Here is a 17,670-nt window from a genome sequence, read left to right as displayed (position 1 = left end):
CTTATCGAATAACTTCGGGTATGGCAAGCCGGTGAATTTCGGGGCAAATTTATTTGTTATCCCCCCTTGCGGGTCTTGTCGTCTGCTTCTTCGGCGTTTCACGGAATCGAAGTCCGAACCCGGCGGCCGGGTGTTGCCTACGACCCGGCGTCGTTACGCTGATGACGCACGGGTTCGGCGGCGGGAACAGCCGCGCGGTCCCGGCTGTTGGCGCAAGCGGGAGGCCCGAGCTGCGGGCATCGGTGACGGGAGAAGACTGAGATGTTCACAGGCATCGTCGAGGAACTGGGCGAGATCGTCGCGAGCGAGCCGCTGGCCGACTCGGCCCGGCTGACCATTCGTGGCCCCCTGGTGACCTCCGATGCCAAGCACGGCGATTCCATCGCCGTGAACGGCGTCTGCCTGACCGTCGTCGACCTCGTGGGCGGCGATTCCTTCACCACCGATGTGATGGGCGAGACGCTCAACCGTTCGGGCATCGGCAAACTCGACGCCGGTTCGAAGGTGAACCTCGAGCGCGCGGCCGCGGTGAACAGCCGCCTGGGCGGGCATATCGTGCAGGGCCACGTCGACGGCACCGGCACCATCCTGTCGCGCACCCCCGCGGAGAACTGGGAGGTGGTGCGAATCTCGTTGCCCGACAACCTCGCTCGCTATGTGGTGGAGAAGGGGTCGATCACCGTCGACGGTATTTCGCTGACCGTCTCCGGCATCGGCGTCGACGAGGCCCGCGAGCCCGGCCACAGCGACTGGTTCGAGGTCTCGCTCATCCCCACCACCCGAGAACTGACCACCCTGGGCGCCGCCCCGGTCGGCGCCACGGTCAACCTCGAGGTCGACATCATCGCCAAATACGTGGAACGGCTGCAGCAGCGTGGGTGATTCGCCCGCTGAACCGACGCCGCTGCCCAGGCCGTAGGGTTGAGTGGCACCGAAATCGAGATGGAGCACAACAGACGTGACCAGGTTCGACACCATCGAGCGCGCCGTCGCCGATATAGCCGCGGGTAAAGCGGTCGTCGTCGTCGACGACGAGGGCCGCGAGAACGAGGGCGACCTCATCTTCGCCGCGGAGAAGGCCACCCCCGAGTTGGTCGCCTTCATGATCCGCTACACCTCCGGCTACATCTGTGTGCCGCTGACCGGTGCGGACTGCGATCGGCTGGGCCTGCCGCCGATGTACGCGGTCAATCAGGACAAGCACGGCACCGCCTACACCGTGTCGGTGGACGCGCGCGAGGGTGTGAGCACGGGCATCTCCGGCGCCGACCGCGCCACCACCATGCGGCTGCTGGCCGATCCGCTGGCCAAGTCCACCGACTTCACCCGTCCCGGACACGTGGTTCCGTTGCGCGCCAAGGACGGTGGCGTGCTGCGCCGCCCCGGCCACACCGAGGCCGCCGTGGATCTGGCGCGCATGGCCGGGCTCGGACCCGCGGGCGTCATCTGTGAGATCGTCAGTCAGAAGAACGAGGGCGATATGGCGCGCACCGAGGAGTTGCGCGTATTCGCCGACGAGCACGATCTCGCGCTGATCTCCATCGCCGACATGATCGCCTGGCGGCGCAAGCACGAGAAGCAGGTCGAGCGGGTCGCCGAGGCCCGGATTCCGACCCGCCACGGCGCTTTCCGCGCGGTCGGCTACAAGAGCATCTACGACGAGGTCGAACACGTCGCGCTGGTACTCGGCGATTTCACCGTCGACGGCGGCGAGGATGTGCTCGTGCGGGTGCATTCGGAATGTCTGACCGGCGACGTGTTCGGCTCGCTGCGCTGCGACTGCGGCCCGCAGCTGGACGCGGCCATGGAGATGGTGGCCAAGGAGGGCCGCGGCGTGGTGCTGTACATGCGCGGACACGAGGGCCGCGGTATCGGCCTGATGCACAAGCTGCAGGCCTACCAGCTGCAGGACAGCGGCCACGACACCGTCGACGCCAATATCGAACTCGGCCTGCCCGCTGACGCCCGCGACTACGGCACCGGGGCCCAGATCCTGGTCGACCTCGGCATCACCTCGATGCGCCTGCTGACCAACAATCCGGCCAAACGCGTCGGCCTGGACGGCTACGGCCTGAGCATCACCGAACGCGTCCCCATGCCCGTCCGCGCCACACCGGAAAACCTGCACTACCTACGCACCAAGCGCGACCGCATGGGCCACGACCTGGTCGGCCTGGACGACCTGGACCTCGGCGAGACAGCACAATGATGGGACAGCGCAAGGGTTCCGTATCGTCCTGAGGCCCCGCACCTGAAGGTTCGCGGCCCCGGCTCACTTCTGGACTGACGGAGCGGGGGAGCGAAGCGGAGGAGGGAAGAACCGAGCCTCAGGGGGCCGCGAACCGCCGCGCCGAAGGCGCGGCAAATAAACACAGAAAGGCGGAGCTTCACGATGAGCGGTACTGGCGTACCGGATTTCGCGCTGGATGATGCCAAGGAGCTGAAGCTCGGTATCGTCGCCTCGCGCTGGCATACCAAGATCTGCGACACGCTCGTGGCCAATGCCGAGCGGGTGGCGCGGCAGGCCGGTGTCGAGGAGATCACCGTGGTGCGGTGTGCGGGGGCGATGGAGTTGCCGGTGGTGGCGCAGGCCCTGGCCCGCAGTCATGACGCGGTGGTGGCGCTGGGTGTCGTGATCCGCGGGGAGACACCGCATTTCGAGTATGTGTGCGATGCCGTGACGGCGGGGCTGACGCGGGTGTCGCTGGACGAGAGCACGCCGGTGACCAATGGGGTGCTGACGGTCAACACCGAGCATCAGGCGCTCGATCGCGCCGGGCTGCCGGATTCGGCCGAGGACAAGGGCGAACAGGCCGCGGCGGCCGCGCTGGACGCGGCCCTGACCCTGCGGGCGCTGCGCCAGGGCGTGTGATCGCGTGCCGGTCGTCCGAATCTGGAAGCGCGAACCGCCGCGGGCCGACGGCGACGGACCCGAATGGGATCTGATCGTCCGTCCGCGGCGTTCGGCGCGCACCGCGCGCATTGTGGCGGCGGTCATCGCGATCGCCTTCACCATCGCGGGTCTCGCGACCCCGCACACCTCGACCGGGGTGAATCTGCGCGTGGCCGATCAGGTCGCGCTGGTCTGCTTCGGCCTGCTGCTGGCCGGGGCGGTGCTGTTGTTGACGCGGCCTCGGGTGCGGGTCGGTCCCGGCGGCGTGTCGATCCGGAACATCCTGGGCGACACCGACTTCCGCTGGAGCGATATTCGCGGCGTGTCGATCCCGGACAAGAAGTCCTGGGCCCGGCTGGAGTTGGCCGGTGACGAGTACGCGCCGATGCTCGCCATCCGCGTCAACGACGGCGAGCACGCCGCTCGGGCGATGGATCGCTTCCGCGAGCTCGGCGCGAAATACACCGCCGCGCAGGGCAACTGAGCGCGAATGCTGACAATTCGCTGTGAGTCTGTCCGTTCTGCGTACAAACCGCGGAATTGTGCCTAATCTGAGGTTGTCGCAATTGACCAGCAACAGCGGCACTATCACGCACTTCCCCTTCGTGTGGCCGACAGCCGCGAAGCGTGATAGCACTTCTTAGCTTCGGTGACCGATGAGGGGTCACCGACCGAAGAAGTCGAAGGGTTTACCGCATATGCGTCGTTTGCTGCTCCTGCTGCCCGTCCTGATCGCCGTCGGCTGTTCGTCGAACTCCGTCGCCAAGGTCGACGACAAGGACACGCAGGCCGCGATCGCCGATCTGTTCCAGAAGTCCGCCGCCGAGGCGCCCGCGAGCCCGTCGTGCGACGGCGCGCTCGACGCCAAAACCGGTGCGACGGTGAAGTGCAAGGCCAATGACAGCGCCGGCAAGACCTGGCCGATCACCGCCAAGGTGACCAAGGTCGACGGCGGCAAGGCCACCGTCGAGGCGGCGTTCGACGACCACGTGGTGGCCGTCGACGACGCCAAGGCGAAGATCTCCCGGATGTACCGGCAGATCGCCGACGGAGAGGTCACCAAGGTCGACTGCCAGGGCCTGCAGAAGATGGAGGCCAACAGTTCTCGTAAGTGCACGGTCACCGAGGCGAGCGGTAAGACCGTTCCGGTGACCTTCGTCGTCTCCGCTGTGAAGGACGATCAATACTCGTTCTCGGTCGGCCTCAGCAGCTGAGCCCGCGAACGGGCCGGCGCGGCGATTTCGATCGCCGGGGGTGGCCGGCCCGGTCACCGAGAACCGCTACTTACCGTCGCCCATCACCGCGCCCTCGCGGCGCGGATCCGCCCCGCCGATCCAACCGTCGCTTTCGCGCTTCAGCGCGCTCAGCCCGCTGGATTGGGCATCCACCGAAACCTGATGTCCGAGTTCACGCAATCGCTGCACCAGCGGATCGTGATCGCCCTTGTCGGTGGCATTGATCGCCGGATGTTCACCGCCGATTCCGGTGACCGGGGTGTTGGCCGCGCCGAAGGCCACCTGCGACACCGCCTGCTGCGGGTCCAGATTCCAATCCAGCATGCCGACCAGGGTTTTCACCACGAACTGGATGATCACCGAGCCGCCGGGGGAACCCGCGACGAACGTGAGATTGCCGCGCGAGCCGTCGGCGGCGCGATCGAAGACCAGCGTCGGGCTCATCGAACTGCGCGGCCGCTTGTTCGCCTGTACGCGATTGGCCATCGGCGCGCCGTCCGGCGCGGTCGGATTGGCGCTGAAGTCGGTGAGCTGGTTGTTGAGGACGAACCCGTCCACCACGTGGAACGAGCCGAATTCCGATTCCACCGTCGTGGTCAGCGCCGCGGCGTTGCCGTACTTGTCGACCACCGAGACATGGCTGGTGCCGTGTTCGGGCGGCTGCGGGCCGTTGCCGACCGGGACCGGACCGAAATCGCCGGGCTGAGCGGTGCCCATGGCGTGCTGCGGATTGATCAGGCCCGCGCGCTGTTTCAGGTAGTCCTTGTTCAGCAGCGTGTCGGGTGAATTGCCCGGCAGCGGAATGAAATCGGAGTCGGCGACGTACTTGTCACGATCGGCGTAGGCCAGCCGCTCGGCCTCGGAGATCAGATGCACCGCGTCGGCCTTGGGCTTGCCGCCGTTGCGGTCGATATTATCCGGCGGCAGAACCGACAGATCGAAGTTCGACAGGATGCCCATCGTGGCCGCCACGGTGATGCCGCCCGAGGACGGATTGGGCATACCGCAGATCTCGTGCGTGCGGTAGTCGGTGCACAGGGCCGTGCGCTTCTTGGCCTGATAGCCGGCGAGATCGGCCAGGGTGATCTGGCCGGGCGTGCGACCGCCGGAGGTGGTGGCGGTCGCGTCGACGATGTCCTGTGCGACGGCCCCGGTGTAGAAGGCCTTCGGACCGTCGGAGGCGATGGCGCCCAGCGTCTTCGCGTAGGCGGGGTTGGTGAGATTGAAGCCGACCGGCTTGGGCGTGCCGTCGGGCTGCAGGAAATACGCCTTGGCGCCCTCGTCGCGCGCGAGATTGGGGGTGGCCTGGGCGATCTGGGCCGCCAGCCGGGGGCTGATCTTGAAGCCGTTGTCGGCGAGGTCGACGGCCGGGGTGAACAGATCCTTCCAGGTCTGTTTGCCGTGATCGTTGTGCGCCAGCTCGAGCAGCCGCAGCACGCCCGGCACGCCGATGGAGCGGCCGCTGGCGCGCGCGTTCGGTTGCGGCACAGTCCGATCGGTATCGCTGACCCAGCGCAGATAGTTCTCGGTCGCCGAGGCCGGGGCGACCTCGCGGCCGTCGTAGGCGTCGACGGATTTCGACGCGGCGTCGTAGTACATCAGGAACGCGCCGCCGCCGATGCCGGAGGACTGCGGTTCCACCAGGCCCAGCACCATCTGCGCGGCCACCAGCGCGTCGGCCGCGGTGCCGCCGGCGGCGAGCACATGGCAGGCCGCCTGTGTCGCAAGGGGATTGGCGGAGGAGACCGCGAAGGTCTTGGTGCGCACCGGGGTCATATTGCTGCGGAAGCCGGTGGCGATCTCGGGGTTGGTCGCCAGATTCACGCTGGTCGGAGCGGGCCCCGTGGGCGCGGCGGCCAGCATTGTCCCGTTCGGGGCATCGGCGCATGTGCGATCCGCCGAGTTGGAGTCAGAAGATGAACAACCGGTCAGCACCACCGTGGCGAGCAGCGCCGCAGCGGTCGCGGCGGTCCAGGTTTGTCGCGTGCGCCTCATGGTCGGACCTTATCGCCCGGGTACGACGGCGGGTGGCGATTCGGCCGCCTCGCGCCGATTGTCCGACCGGAGCATTTGCGCAGCTATTTCCAGTCGGCCAGACGAGATTTGCCGGAAAACACTCTATTGTGTCAGCGGGCCGACACCCTGGGCCAGTGTGCGAGGCCCGGCTATTGACCAGGTAACGTCAGGGCCTCACGGAGTCGACGAAGGAACAACCGACAGATGACCCAAGTGCGAGGCAACACGTACCTCGACGCGGAAGACAGTGGCTACCACAAGAGCCTCAAGCCACGTCAGCTGCAGATGATCGCCATCGGCGGTGCGATCGGTACCGGCCTATTCCTCGGTGCGGGCGGCCGCCTGCACAATGCGGGTCCGGGACTGTTCCTGGTCTACGCGGTGTGCGGTGTATTCGTGTTCTTCATTCTGCGCGCGCTGGGCGAGCTGGTGCTGCACCGGCCGTCGTCGGGCTCGTTCGTGTCCTACGCGCGCGAGTTCTACGGGGAGAAGGCCGCCTTCGTCGCGGGCTGGATGTACTTCCTGAACTGGTCGATGACCGGCATCGTCGACACCACCGCGATCGCGACGTATCTGCACTTCTGGGGTCCGTTCCAGCCGATCGCGCAGTGGATCCTGGCACTGATCGCGCTGTTGATCGTGCTGAGCATCAACCTGATCTCGGTGAAATGGTTCGGTGAGCTGGAGTTCTGGGCGGCGTTGGTGAAGGTCGTCGCCTTGGTGTCGTTCCTGATCATCGGCACGATCTTCCTGGCCGGTCGCTTCGAGATCGAGGGCCAGAGTACGGGTTTCGGCGTCATCTCCAATTCCGGCGGCTGGTTCCCCACCGGCGTCCTGCCGCTGGTGACCGTCACCTCCGGCGTGGTGTTCGCCTACGCGGCCGTGGAGATGGTCGGTACGGCGGCGGGCGAGACGGAGAATCCGCAGAAGATCATGCCGCGGGCGATCAATTCGGTCATCTTCCGAATCGCGGTGTTCTATGTCGGTTCGCTGGTGTTGCTGGCGCTGCTGCTGCCCTACACCTCGTATTCGGCGGGGGAGAGCCCGTTCGTCACGTTCTTCTCCAAGCTCGGTATCGGCAATGCCGGTTCGATCATGAACTTCGTGGTGCTCACCGCGGCCTTCTCGAGTCTGAACGCCGGGTTGTACTCGACCGGACGCATTCTGCGGTCGATGTCGATGAACGGCAGCGCGCCGAAGTTCACCAGCCGCATGAACAGTCGCGGCGTGCCCTTCGGCGGCATCCTGCTGACCAGCGTGGTCGCGCTGTGCGGTATCGCGCTGAACTACTTCGTTCCCGCGCGGGCTTTCGAGATCGTGCTGAATGTGGCCTCACTCGGCATTCTCGCGTCCTGGGCCACGATCGTGCTGTGCCAACTGCAGCTGTGGCGCTGGTGGAAGCGCGGCGATGCCGAGCGCCCGGCGTTCCGGATGTTCGGCGCGCCCTACACCAGTTTCGCCACGCTGGTCTTCCTGTTCACCGTGCTGGTGCTGACGGCCTTCGACTATCCGGTGGGCACCTGGACGGTGGCCAGCCTGATCGTGCTCGTCCCGGCGCTGGTACTCGGCTGGTTCGCCGCCCGCAAGCGGGTGCTGAGCATCGCCCGCGAACGCGAGGGCTATACGGGCGAATTCCCGGTCGTGGCGAATATTCCGATCGACGGCGACTGATCCCTAGGCCCGCACCGAGCGGTCCGTGCGCACCTGCCAGCGCCCCTCGATCCGGGTGAGCCGGATCGGGTGGTCGAAGCAGACGCTCACATTGGCATCGGTGAGTACCTGCTCGACCGGACCCTGGGCGACGCTGCGGCCCGCGCGCAGCAGCATGGCGTGGGTGATGCCCGGCGGCAGTTCCTCGAGGTGATGGGTCACCAGGACCGAGGCCAGTTCCGGATGGGCGACCCGCAGGCCGTCGAGGCGGTCGATGAGCTGTTCGCGACCGGCCACATCCAATCCGGTCGCTGGTTCGTCCAGGAGCAACAGCCGCGGATCGGGCAGGAGCGCGCGAGCGATCAGCGCCCGGCCCCGCTCGCCCTGGGACATGGTGGGCCAGCGGGCATCTCGGCGATGCGCGAGCCCGAGCAGTTCGATCAGCCGGTCGGCCTCGGCGATATCGGCCGCGGTCGGACTCCAGCGCTGTTTGAGATCGGCGGTATTGGTGCGTCCGGTCAGCACCACCTCGTGCGCGGTCAGCGGATACGGCGGGGCGTGACGCGGGTCGACATGGCCGATGGCCGTACGCAATTCGCGCATATCCACCCGGCCCAGCCGATGGCCGAGGACCTCGACCGAACCGCGGGTCGGATGTTCGATGGCGCCGAGCAGCTTCAGCAGCGTGGTCTTGCCCGCACCGTTGGGGCCCAGCAGCGCCCAGTGCTCGCCCGGTGCCACCGACAGCGAGATCTCGCTGAGGATGGCATTGCGGTTGCGCACGAAGTCGACGGCGCCGACCTGGAGAATGGGGGAGGCGGCCATGCGATCACGGTAGCAAACTCCTCAGACAAGCTGATGTGTGAGCCATATCATGGGACGACTCGGTACGCTGGCCCGCGTGACAGTGGACGCGGTGCTTTTCGATTTCTCCGGAACCCTGTTCCGGCTCGAGGACGACGAGAGTTGGGCGGCGGATCTCATCACCGCCGATGGGCGTCCGATGGACGCGAACGAATCGGCGGAGATTCTGCGCCGAATGACGACCCCGATCGGACAGTCGGTGCGCTTCGACGAAGCGGCCCAATACGCCTGGGACAACCGGGATCTGGACTCCGAACTGCATCGCAAGGCCTACCTCGAGGTGCTGCGGCAGTCCGGGCTGGCCGCCGAGCGGGCCGAGCGGCTCTATGCCCGCAGTGTGGATCCGGACGGCTGGACGCCCTATCCGGATACCGGCAAGGTGCTGGAAGGTCTTGCGACCCGGGGCATTCCGGTCGCGGTGGTCAGCAATATCGCCTTCGACTTCCGGCCCGCCTTCGTCGCCCGGGGCTGGGATCCGCATGTCGCGGCGTTCGCACTGTCCTATGAGATCGGTGCGGTCAAGCCGGATCCGCGGATCTTCGAATGGGCTCTCGAGCGGGTGGGCGCCCGCAACGCCCTGATGGTCGGTGACAGTGCCGAGGCCGACGGCGCGGCGACCGCGATCGGCTGTGAGTTCGCGCTGGTCGACCCGCTGCCCACCTTCGAGCGCCGGACCGGACTGCTCGACGCGCTGGCGCCCTACGGTCTGCTCTAGCGGATCAGTGCGCCGGTAGGTGCTGGTCGAGCAGGATCGCCAATTGAGCGCGGGCGTCGGCGAAGGGTTCGACGGATTTGAGGGCGCGGCTCTGCACGATCGTGCCCTCGATCACCGACAGCAGCAGTCCGGCCAGCGGTCCCGCGGCCGACTGGCCGATGCCCGCGGCGGCCATACCGTCCGCGAGCCGGGTTGTCCAGTCTTTGAAGGCCTGGCCCGCGGCCGCCTGCACGCTCGGATCCAGTTCGTCGAGGGCGGCGGCCATCATGAACGAGCCCTTGCGGTAATCGCTGGATTCCAGCGGCCGACGCCAGAAGGCGAACAGATCGTCGAGCCAGCGCCCGGTCGAGGGCGCATCGGCCAGCGCATCGGCCATCGTGCTCAGGTGCTGGTAGACCAGGCGCGACACGATCCGCGCGGCGGTTTCCACGAGTTGGCCCTTACCGGAGGGGAAGTGCTGGTACAGCGAATTGCGCGAGGCATTGCTGCGCTCGAGCAGCTCGCTGAGCCCGGCCGCGTGCACGCCCTGCTCCTGAACGAGGGTGATCGTGTTCGCGAGCAATCGGGCACGCGGTCCAGCCGTAGTCATTCAGAGCCCCTTCCGACTCTTGTGTGAACCGATCGGTTCATGTTAGATCGTAGGCGGATGAACCGATTGGTTCACGTGGAGAGGAAGTCGTCTTGCCGGCCCAGATTGCCACCGCCACCCCCGTCGCCCACGCCGGTCTGCTCGGCCTCGGCGTATACCGTCCGCGGCGGGTCGTTCCCAACGCGGAAATCGTCGAGCAGATCAACTCCTCCGACGAGTGGATCAAGACCCGGTCCGGCATCGCCGCGCGGCGCTGGGCCGACAAGGACGAGACCATCATCTCCATGAGCACCGAGGCCGCGCGCAACGCGCTCGCGGCGTCGGGTATCGCGGCCGAGCAGATCGACACGGTCGTACTGGCCACCTCCTCGCAGATGGTGCTGGGGCCGTCCGCGGGTGCGGTCGTGGCGACCGAACTGGGTATGCACGACACCGCGGCCTTCGACGTCTCGGCCGGTTGCGCGGGATTCTGCTACGGACTCGCCAATGCCGCCAATCTGGTGCGCTCGGGGCAGGCGCGCTATGTGCTCGTGATCGGCGTGGAGCGGCTGTCGGATCTGCTCGATCCGGCCGATCGCACCACCGCGTTCATCTTCGCCGACGGCGCGGGAGCGGTCGTGGTGGGTCCGGCCGAGGCCGAGGGCATCGGCCCGGTGGCATGGGGTTCGGACGGCAGCCAGACCAAGGCCATCAAGCAGGACAAGGACTTCCAGGAGTACTTCGCCGAGGTCGCCGAGGCCGAGGCGACCGGCGGCACCACGGTGCGGCCCTACATCCGGATGAACGGGCAGGCCGTATTCCGCTGGGCCGTCACATTCCTGGAGAAGGCGTGTCGCGAGGCGCTCGACGTCGCCGGCGTCACCGCCGATCAGCTCGACGCCTTCGTGCCGCATCAGGCGAATATGCGCATTATCGACGCGCTGATCAAGGCGCTGAGCATTCCGGAGGGCGTCGCGGTCGCGCGCGATATCGTCGAGACCGGAAACACCAGCGCCGCATCCATTCCCATGGCGATGGAGGAGCTGCTGCGCTCCGGCGCGGCCAAGCCCGGCGATACCGCGCTGCTGCTGGGCTTCGGCGCCGGACTGGCCTATGCCGGCCAGGTGGTCAGCCTGCCCCGGATCGGCTGAACTCAGCAGCCCAGCTGATCGGCCAGATCCCCGAAATCGCCCGCGTTGATGTCGAATTCGGCCTCGAATTCCACGTCGGCGAGGGCGGGATCGCCGTATTCGTCGGGCCGGGCGACGAAGGCGGTGCGCATCCCCTCGGCCGCGGCCGCGCGCAGATCGTATTTGTGGCTCGCGACCATCATGATCGCCTCCGGCGGCAGTCCGAGATAGCGGGCGGCCAGGGTGTAGGCGCGGGGATCGGGTTTGAAGGCCCCGGCCATCTCGGCCGCGAAAACCGCGTGCCAGGGGAAGTCGCAGTGGCGCGAGATCGACACCACCGCATCGACATCGGCATTGGACAGGGTGGCCAGGGTGTAGGCCGGGCGCAGCCGCAGTAGACCCGGCCGCGCGTCCGGCCAGGGGTCCAGGCGTTTCCAGGTATCGGTCAGCTCCCGGCGCGCGGTCTCGTCGAGTTCCAGGTCGCGGCGGGTGAGCAGATCGTCGAGGGCGCGGCGATAGATGGTGGCGACGCTGATCCACTCGTCGCCGACCGCCTTGGTGCCCTCGAAATACGCCGCACGCCAATCGTTGACGAATCGCGACCAGTTCAGATCCGGATACCGGGAACCGAGTAGCCGCCGAGCTTGCCGGGCCGCGGTGGTATGGAAATCCGTCGCGGTGCCCTGCACATCGAACAGCAGGGCCCGGGGTCGTTCGATCACGCGAGGGCCCGGACCATGGCTCGCCCGGCCGCGCGGCCGGAGAAGATGCAACCACCCAGGAAGGTGCCCTCGAGGGCGTTGTAACCGTGCACACCGCCGCCACCGAACCCGGCCACCTCACCCGCGGCGTACAGGCCGGGCAGCGGCTCGCCGCCCGGACCGATGACCTGCGAATCGAGGTTGGTCTGCAAGCCGCCCAGGGTCTTTCGGGTGAGCACATTCAGCCGCACCGCGATCAGCGGGCCGTGCGCCGGATCCAGGATGCGGTGCGGGGTCGCGACCCGGGCGATCTTGTCCGCGAGCGCCCGGCGCGCATTGGCCACCGCCATCAGCTGGGCGTCCTTGCCGAACTTGTTGGCCACCTCGCGATCTCGCGCCAGAATCTGGCGTTCCAGCTCCTCGGCGTCGAGCTGCGGGCCGCGAGCGATCTTGTTCATCCCCGTGACCAGCTCGGCCAGATTGTCCGCGACGACGAAGTCCACGCCGTGATCGACGAACGCCTGCACCGGCGCGGGCGCGCCCTTGGTCAACCGGCTGCGCAGCGCGACCTTGAGATCCTTGCCGGTGACATCCGGATTCTGTTCGGAGCCCGAGAGCATGAACTCCTTCTCGATGATCGAGCGCGTCAGCACGAACCACGAGTAGTCGTAGCCGGTCGACAGGATCGCCTTCATGGTGGAGTTGGTGTCGAAACCCGGGAAACACGGTGCGGGCAGCCGCTTTCCGTTGGCGTCGAACCACAGCGAGGACGGGCCGGGAATGATGCGGATCGCGTGATCGGGCCAGATCGGATCCCAGTTGTGGATGCCCTCGGTGTAGTGCCACATGCGATCTCGATTGACGATGCGACCGCCGGCGGCCTCGCTGATCGCCAGCATCCGGCCGTCCACATGGGCGGGCACGCCGGAGATCATGGTCTGTGGGCACGGGCCGAGTCGGTCGGTGGGCCAGTTCTTGCGGATGAGCTCGTGGTTGTGGCCGATGCCGCCGGAGGACACCAGGACCGCGGGTGCGCGGAATTCGAATTCGCCCACCACATTTCGGGAGGAGGCCTTACCGCGCTCCAGATCGGTGGGTTCGAGGACGCCGCCGCGCGCGCCGACGACCGCGCCGTCCTCCACGATCAGCTCGTCCACGCGATGGCGGAACGCGAATTCGACCAGGCCGCGCTGTTCGGCGGCCAGTACCGGTTCCAGGAACACCCGCAGCACCTCGGGTCCGGTGCCCCAGGTGAGGTGGAAGCGCGGCACCGAATTGCCGTGACCGTCGGCGGCGGCCCCGCCGCGCTCGGCCCAGCCGACGACCGGGGTCACGCGCAGGCCGAGGTCGTACAGATACGAGCGCTTCTCGGTGGCGGCGAACTCGACGTAGGCGCGGGCCCATTTGCGGGCCCACAGGTCCTCGTCGTCGCGATCGAATCCGGCCGAGCCCTGCCAGTCCTGCCAGGCCAATTCGAGGGAGTCCTTGATGCCCAGCCGACGCTGTTCGGGGCTGTCGACGAAGAACAGGCCGCCCAGCGACCAGAATGCCTGTCCGCCGAGATTGTTGCGATTCTCCTGATCGATGACCAGAACCCTGCGACCGGCCCGGGTCAGTTCGTAGGTGGCGACGAGCCCGGCGAGCCCGGCTCCGACGACGATCACATCCGGCTGCTGCGGCGGTGCCATATGCCCTCCGTTCGACCCGATTGGATACATCAGTGTATCCGTTTGGCTCAGCGTAGCAGAGGCGGTCCGTTGACCGGACCGATTACTTCCGCCCAGCACGGTCGGTCGGCCATGATCTGCGTCGCGGGCACGCTCGGGGGCCTTTCATGTTCGTAGAATTCGAACTGCACGGCCATGTATGCGGCAGCCGCTTTGACGGAGCGAGATTCGTGCGTCCGGTGCATCAACAGAATGATCGCGAGGGGCGATGAGCGAAGCGAGTCCACAGCGCGGGGGCGGGCTGGAGGAGCCCCCCGTGGAGGTATATGTACTGGGCCCGGTGTTGGTGCGGGCCGACGGGCAGCAGATCGCCGTCGACCGGCCGTTGGAGCGGGCGGTCCTGGTCCGGCTGGGATTGGCGCGCGGAACACCGGTGCCCGACGGGCGGATGGCCGTGGACCTGTGGGGCGACGGCGATCTGAATCGGCCGATTCCCCGTCTGCGCGTACTCATTTCGCGTTTGCGCGCGGCGCTGGGCGGCCATGCCGACGCGGTGCGGCGCTCACCCGCGGGCTATCGCGCGAGCATCGTCGTCGCGGATCTGGCCGCCGCCGAGGCCGCGGCCGATCGCATGCACGCCGCGCGGCGGGCCGGGCGACACGAGGAGGTGCGGGCCGCGGCGCGGGAGGCGCTGTCGTATTGGCGCGGACCGGCGCTGGCCGATCTGATCGCCGTGCCGTTCGCGTATGCCGAGGCCGCGCGTCTGGAGGAATGGCGGCTCGGCCTGACCGTGACCGGACTCGACGCGGCCGTGCAACTCGGCGCCGAGGCGGAGGTGATCGCGGAACTGGCGGCCCTGGTCGCCGAGCATCCGCTGCACGAGCCGCTGGCCCGGCTGCACGCGACCGCGGTGTACCGCACCGGAAGTCAGGCCGACGCGCTGAAACGCCTGCAGCGGCTGCGCCGGGCGCTGTCGGACGATCTGGGAGTGGATCCGGCCCCGGAGACCGCGGAGCTGGAACTGCGCATCCTCAATCACGATCCCGGATTGCGCGTGGCCACGGGCCGTTCGACGCCCGAGCCGGAACCGGTCGGCAGCGAGGTCGGCACGGCGCTTCCGGTGCCGACCGATACCTTCCTGGGCCGTCGGCGCGAGCTGTCGACGGTGCTGGGCGCGGCCGCGCGGCCCGGTGTGGTGAGCCTGGTCGGCCCGCCGGGCAGCGGGAAGTCGCGCCTGGCTCTCGAGGCCGCGCGGCGACTGGTGAGTACGGGCCGGGCGGTGACACTGGTCGAATTGGGGCTGCTACAGCGCGCCGAGACCGTCGGGCCGACCGTGGCGGTCGCGCTGGGAGTGGATGCGCCGCAGCAGGATTGGGTCGCCGCGGCCGCGTCCGCGCTGCGCGACGCGGTGTTGGTGCTCGACGGGGCCGAACATCTGATCGGCGAGGTGCGCGACACCGCCGAGATCCTGCTGCGCGAGGCGACGGGCCTGACCGTGCTGATCACCTCGCAGCGCGCGGTGGATCATCCGGGCGAGACCGTGATCCGATTGGGCGCGCTGGATCGCGCGACGAGTGTGGAGCTGTTCGCCGACCGCTCGGCCGGGCCGCTGACCGCGAGCGAGCAGGCCGATCTGGTGTCGGTCTGCGCGGCGGTGGACTGGCTGCCGCTGGGCATCGAACTCGCGGCCGGTCTGACCCGCACCCTGACCGTCGCCCAGCTCGCGCAGCGGATCGACGCCCGGGTGCGGCTGCTGGTCGGTGGTCCGGGCGGGCGGCACAGCAGTCTGCAGGCGGCCCTGGACTGGAGCTACGAACTGCTGGAACCCTCCGAACAGGCGGTGCTGCGGCGGATCTCGGTCTTCGCGGGCGGTTTCGTCCTCGAGGCCGCGGAGTCTGTCGCGCCGACCGCGGAACTCGAGGCCGCCGAGATCGCCCCGGCGCTGGCCGAACTGGTCAATCGCAGCCTGGTCGCCGTGCACGTCGACGGCGACGGTCGCCGCTTCTCCCTGCTCGAGACGATCCGCGCCTACGCGCTGACGAAATTGGCCGCCGCGCAGGAGATCTCCCCGACGCGCCAGCGCCATGCGGACTGGTGCCTGGAGCTGGTCGAGACCGCGGGCGCGAGCGACGATTTCGCCTCGGCCACGGCGGTGGCCGGTGTTTTCGCCGAATGGCCGAATCTGTTGGCGGCACTGGAGAATGCGGCAGATGCGGACTGGGCGCACACCGGTCTGCGGCTCGCGACGGCGCTGCACGAACCGTGGCTGGTCCGGTCCTGGTATCAGGAGGCGCAGCGGCACTTCCGGGCATTGATCGACGCGCCCGGCGCGACCGCGGCCGAACGCGCGAACGCGTTGAGCCGTCACGCCTTTCACGTGCTCATGACCGGCGGACTGGATGAGTCCGCCGGGCTGCTGGGCGAGGCGGCCGAGCTGGCCGGCGGCATCGACGACGAGGCGCTGCTGCTGGGCGTGCGGTATTACCAGGGCATCGTGGATATCGAGCGCGGTAGGCTGCGCACCGCCATCGCGGCCCTGGAAACCGGTGAGCTGCTGGCCGAACGGGTCGGCGATCGGACCCGGATGTCGGCGTTCGCCGATGCCCGGGGCACCGCCCAGCTGTTCGCGGGCAGTCCGCTCGCGGCGCTGGGCAGTTATCGGCGGGCGCTGGACATCGATCGCGAACTCGGCGACGAGCACGGCCTGGCCCGCGGGCTGAGCAACTCCGCCAAGGCCCTGCTGGCGCTGGAGCGGGTGGCCGAGGCGCTGAGCGCGGCCGAGGAATCGGATCTGTACGCCAAGCGGCTCGACGACCGCCAGATCCTGTCGCTCAACGAATTGGTCCGCGCCACCGTCGAATTGGCCGCCGGGCGGCTCGATGTCGCCGAGACCCACTGCCGCACCGCGCAGGCCTGTCTCGGCGAGGACATCAGCATGGCCGATATCGATCTCGCCGACATCCTGATCGCCAAGGGTGAGGTGGAATCCGCGCGTGCGCTACTGGAGCGGGTCTATGCCGAGACGCCGCCGGGTGGGACGCAATGGCTTGCGGCGCGGGCGATCTCGGCCGCGCTGGCCGCCGCCGACGGTGATCGCACGGTGGCCCGCGAACTGGTCGACGGGGTGGCGCGCGACCACGCCGAATCGGGATTCGGCTGGGCGCGCTACACCACCCGGCTTCAGGCCGTGCGCGAGTGGCTGGCCTGCGACGAGCCGTTCGCCACCGCGGGCTGATCGAGCGCGGGCCACGCCTCGCGGGCGGTCCACGGCGAGACCGCCCGCTCGGCCCGCAGAATTCGGGCCAGTTCGGTGCCGACCTGTGCGGCGCTGCGGCGCACGGCCTCGGCGACGGTATCGACCTGACGAAGATCGAAGGTGCTCGCGGCCAGCGCGGCCACCACCGCGCCCGAGGGCGCGTGTACCGGCGCGGCCACACACGCCACGCCGACGTAGCGCATATCCAGGTCGTAGGCCAAGCCGCGGTCGCGGGCGGCGCGGGTCGCGCGCGTCCACTCCCGCGGTGACCAGCCCTCGGGGGGTTCGGCGAAGCCGGTGGCTCGCAGAATCTTCTCCGCGGCCGTGGCGGGCGGCAGCAGTACGCCCGCGCGCAGCGGGAACGCCTCGTTCACCTCGCGCCCGATTCCGGCCACCAGCAGGGTCTGCCCGCCCTCGGTCACCGCCAGGCTGAAGCCGCCGCGTTCGGTGGTGGCGGCGAGCTTACCCAGCGGCCGCGCCGCCGCGGCCCGCAGCAGCCGTGCCGGACGCCAGGCCTGCCCGAGCCGGAAAGTGCGGGGCCCCAACGTATATCGCCCGTCGCGGCGTTCGACCGCGCCGAGTGCGACGAGCTGATCGAGCAGCCGATGCGCGGTCGCCTTGGGCAGACCCGCGGCCGCGGCCGCATCGGTCAAGCCGCGATCCTCACCATCGGCAAGCGCTTCGAGCAGCGCGAACGCGCCCTCCAGCACACTGCGCCCGCCCGCGGACGCATTCTTGGTCACAGCCTGCACGCTGTTCATCTTCGACCTCCCGCTGCCGCGGATCGTTTTCGGACGATCCGGATGCCGTCGGTCCGATGTCCGAAACCCCCGAGCGGAAGGCCACCGGCTTCTGACCGCCACGCTCGGCGCGACGATCATGCACGCATATCGGGGCCGATTGCAACGATGTTTCACACCATCTGCAAGGCCTCATCGGTCTGTTTCCGATGAAATGCGCATGAGACGCCGCTGA

At 68.3% G+C, this 17,670-nt stretch carries 15 protein-coding genes; 9 read left to right on the top strand and 6 right to left on the bottom strand.

All coding sequences use genetic code 11. The annotated features are described in order from the left end of the window. Positions 1–261: 261 nt before the first annotated feature. From NP4_RS21170 to NP4_RS21150, 5 genes are all read left to right on the top strand, one after another. Complete coding sequence (locus tag NP4_RS21170; protein ID WP_068000388.1) at positions 262–882, top strand: riboflavin synthase; 621 nt, start codon at positions 262–264, stop codon at positions 880–882. 76 nt (positions 883–958) lie between these two features. Further along, positions 959–2,209 (top strand): bifunctional 3,4-dihydroxy-2-butanone-4-phosphate synthase/GTP cyclohydrolase II, encoded by a 1,251-nt coding sequence (locus NP4_RS21165; RefSeq protein WP_062511846.1) that lies wholly within the window; start codon positions 959–961, stop codon positions 2,207–2,209. 183 nt (positions 2,210–2,392) lie between these two features. Beyond that, a complete protein-coding gene (gene ribH / locus NP4_RS21160) occupies positions 2,393–2,872 on the top strand; it encodes a 6,7-dimethyl-8-ribityllumazine synthase (RefSeq protein WP_068000384.1) in 480 nt (159 codons plus the stop codon). Between the two features lie 4 nt (positions 2,873–2,876). Further along, positions 2,877–3,377: a PH domain-containing protein gene (locus tag NP4_RS21155; protein WP_068000381.1), complete on the top strand. Its 501-nt coding sequence runs from the start codon at positions 2,877–2,879 to the stop codon at positions 3,375–3,377. A gap of 214 nt (positions 3,378–3,591) precedes the next feature. Continuing rightward, on the top strand, positions 3,592–4,107 hold the full coding sequence (locus NP4_RS21150; protein ID WP_068000378.1) for a DUF4333 domain-containing protein: 516 nt from the start codon (positions 3,592–3,594) through the stop codon (positions 4,105–4,107). Positions 4,108–4,173: 66 nt separating this feature from the next. On the opposite strand, the gene ggt is transcribed toward NP4_RS21150, so the two are convergent. Next, the gene (gene ggt, locus NP4_RS21145; RefSeq protein WP_068000374.1) at positions 4,174–6,123 is read right to left on the bottom strand and encodes a gamma-glutamyltransferase; all 1,950 of its coding nucleotides are present in this window, start codon (positions 6,121–6,123) and stop codon (positions 4,174–4,176) included. 225 nt (positions 6,124–6,348) lie between these two features. On the opposite strand from ggt, the gene NP4_RS21140 reads away from it, so the two are divergent. Continuing rightward, on the top strand, positions 6,349–7,815 hold the full coding sequence (locus NP4_RS21140) for an amino acid permease (protein WP_068000372.1): 1,467 nt from the start codon (positions 6,349–6,351) through the stop codon (positions 7,813–7,815). Positions 7,816–7,818: 3 nt separating this feature from the next. Here NP4_RS21140 and NP4_RS21135 read toward each other — a convergent pair whose 3' ends face one another. Next, positions 7,819–8,619 (bottom strand): ABC transporter ATP-binding protein, encoded by an 801-nt coding sequence (locus NP4_RS21135; RefSeq protein ID WP_068000370.1) that lies wholly within the window; start codon positions 8,617–8,619, stop codon positions 7,819–7,821. 49 nt (positions 8,620–8,668) lie between these two features. Here NP4_RS21135 and NP4_RS21130 point away from each other — a divergent pair, with 49 nt between their 5' ends. After that, complete coding sequence (locus NP4_RS21130) at positions 8,669–9,373, top strand: HAD family hydrolase (RefSeq protein WP_211335839.1); 705 nt, start codon at positions 8,669–8,671, stop codon at positions 9,371–9,373. A gap of 4 nt (positions 9,374–9,377) precedes the next feature. Here NP4_RS21130 and NP4_RS21125 read toward each other — a convergent pair whose 3' ends face one another. Next, positions 9,378–9,962: a TetR/AcrR family transcriptional regulator gene (locus tag NP4_RS21125; protein WP_068000367.1), complete on the bottom strand. Its 585-nt coding sequence runs from the start codon at positions 9,960–9,962 to the stop codon at positions 9,378–9,380. 92 nt (positions 9,963–10,054) lie between these two features. Between NP4_RS21125 and NP4_RS21120 the strand changes: the two genes are divergently transcribed. Next, positions 10,055–11,092, top strand: a complete 1,038-nt coding sequence (locus NP4_RS21120) for a beta-ketoacyl-ACP synthase III (RefSeq protein ID WP_068000363.1) — start codon at positions 10,055–10,057, stop codon at positions 11,090–11,092. A 2-nt stretch (positions 11,093–11,094) separates the two neighbouring features. Here NP4_RS21120 and NP4_RS21115 read toward each other — a convergent pair whose 3' ends face one another. Continuing rightward, on the bottom strand, positions 11,095–11,793 hold the full coding sequence (locus NP4_RS21115; protein ID WP_068000360.1) for a haloacid dehalogenase type II: 699 nt from the start codon (positions 11,791–11,793) through the stop codon (positions 11,095–11,097). After that, a complete protein-coding gene (locus NP4_RS21110) occupies positions 11,790–13,460 on the bottom strand; it encodes an FAD-binding dehydrogenase (RefSeq protein WP_068000358.1) in 1,671 nt (556 codons plus the stop codon). The genes NP4_RS21115 and NP4_RS21110 overlap by 4 nt, the downstream gene beginning before the upstream one ends. Positions 13,461–13,755: 295 nt before the next feature. Here NP4_RS21110 and NP4_RS21105 point away from each other — a divergent pair, with 295 nt between their 5' ends. Then, on the top strand, positions 13,756–16,674 hold the full coding sequence (locus tag NP4_RS21105) for an ATP-binding protein (RefSeq protein WP_147287906.1): 2,919 nt from the start codon (positions 13,756–13,758) through the stop codon (positions 16,672–16,674). On the opposite strand, the gene NP4_RS21100 is transcribed toward NP4_RS21105, so the two are convergent. After that, the gene (locus tag NP4_RS21100; protein ID WP_245997509.1) at positions 16,620–17,438 is read right to left on the bottom strand and encodes an IclR family transcriptional regulator; all 819 of its coding nucleotides are present in this window, start codon (positions 17,436–17,438) and stop codon (positions 16,620–16,622) included. The two genes, NP4_RS21105 and NP4_RS21100, sit on opposite strands and share 55 nt — an antisense overlap. Positions 17,439–17,670 lie beyond the last annotated feature (232 nt).

Source organism: Nocardia pseudobrasiliensis NBRC 108224, from assembly GCF_001613105.1.
GTDB lineage: Bacteria > Actinomycetota > Actinomycetes > Mycobacteriales > Mycobacteriaceae > Nocardia > Nocardia pseudobrasiliensis.
Note: the sequence above shows the minus strand (reverse complement) of the source record. Positions and strands in the feature narration are given on the sequence as shown.

What these genes read in the sequence shown, in the direction of transcription:
- NP4_RS21170 (WP_068000388.1), top strand. Translation starts at nt 262, where the DNA reads ATGTTCACAGGCATCGTCGAGGAACTGGGCGAGATCGTCGCGAGCGAG.
- ribH (WP_068000384.1), top strand. Translation starts at nt 2,393, where the DNA reads ATGAGCGGTACTGGCGTACCGGATTTCGCGCTGGATGATGCCAAGGAG.
- NP4_RS21150 (WP_068000378.1), top strand. Translation starts at nt 3,592, where the DNA reads ATGCGTCGTTTGCTGCTCCTGCTGCCCGTCCTGATCGCCGTCGGCTGT.
- ggt (WP_068000374.1), bottom strand. Translation starts at nt 6,123, where the DNA reads ATGAGGCGCACGCGACAAACCTGGACCGCCGCGACCGCTGCGGCGCTG.
- NP4_RS21140 (WP_068000372.1), top strand. Translation starts at nt 6,349, where the DNA reads ATGACCCAAGTGCGAGGCAACACGTACCTCGACGCGGAAGACAGTGGC.
- NP4_RS21135 (WP_068000370.1), bottom strand. Translation starts at nt 8,619, where the DNA reads ATGGCCGCCTCCCCCATTCTCCAGGTCGGCGCCGTCGACTTCGTGCGC.
- NP4_RS21130 (WP_211335839.1), top strand. Translation starts at nt 8,669, where the DNA reads ATGGGACGACTCGGTACGCTGGCCCGCGTGACAGTGGACGCGGTGCTT.
- NP4_RS21125 (WP_068000367.1), bottom strand. Translation starts at nt 9,962, where the DNA reads ATGACTACGGCTGGACCGCGTGCCCGATTGCTCGCGAACACGATCACC.
- NP4_RS21110 (WP_068000358.1), bottom strand. Translation starts at nt 13,460, where the DNA reads ATGGCACCGCCGCAGCAGCCGGATGTGATCGTCGTCGGAGCCGGGCTC.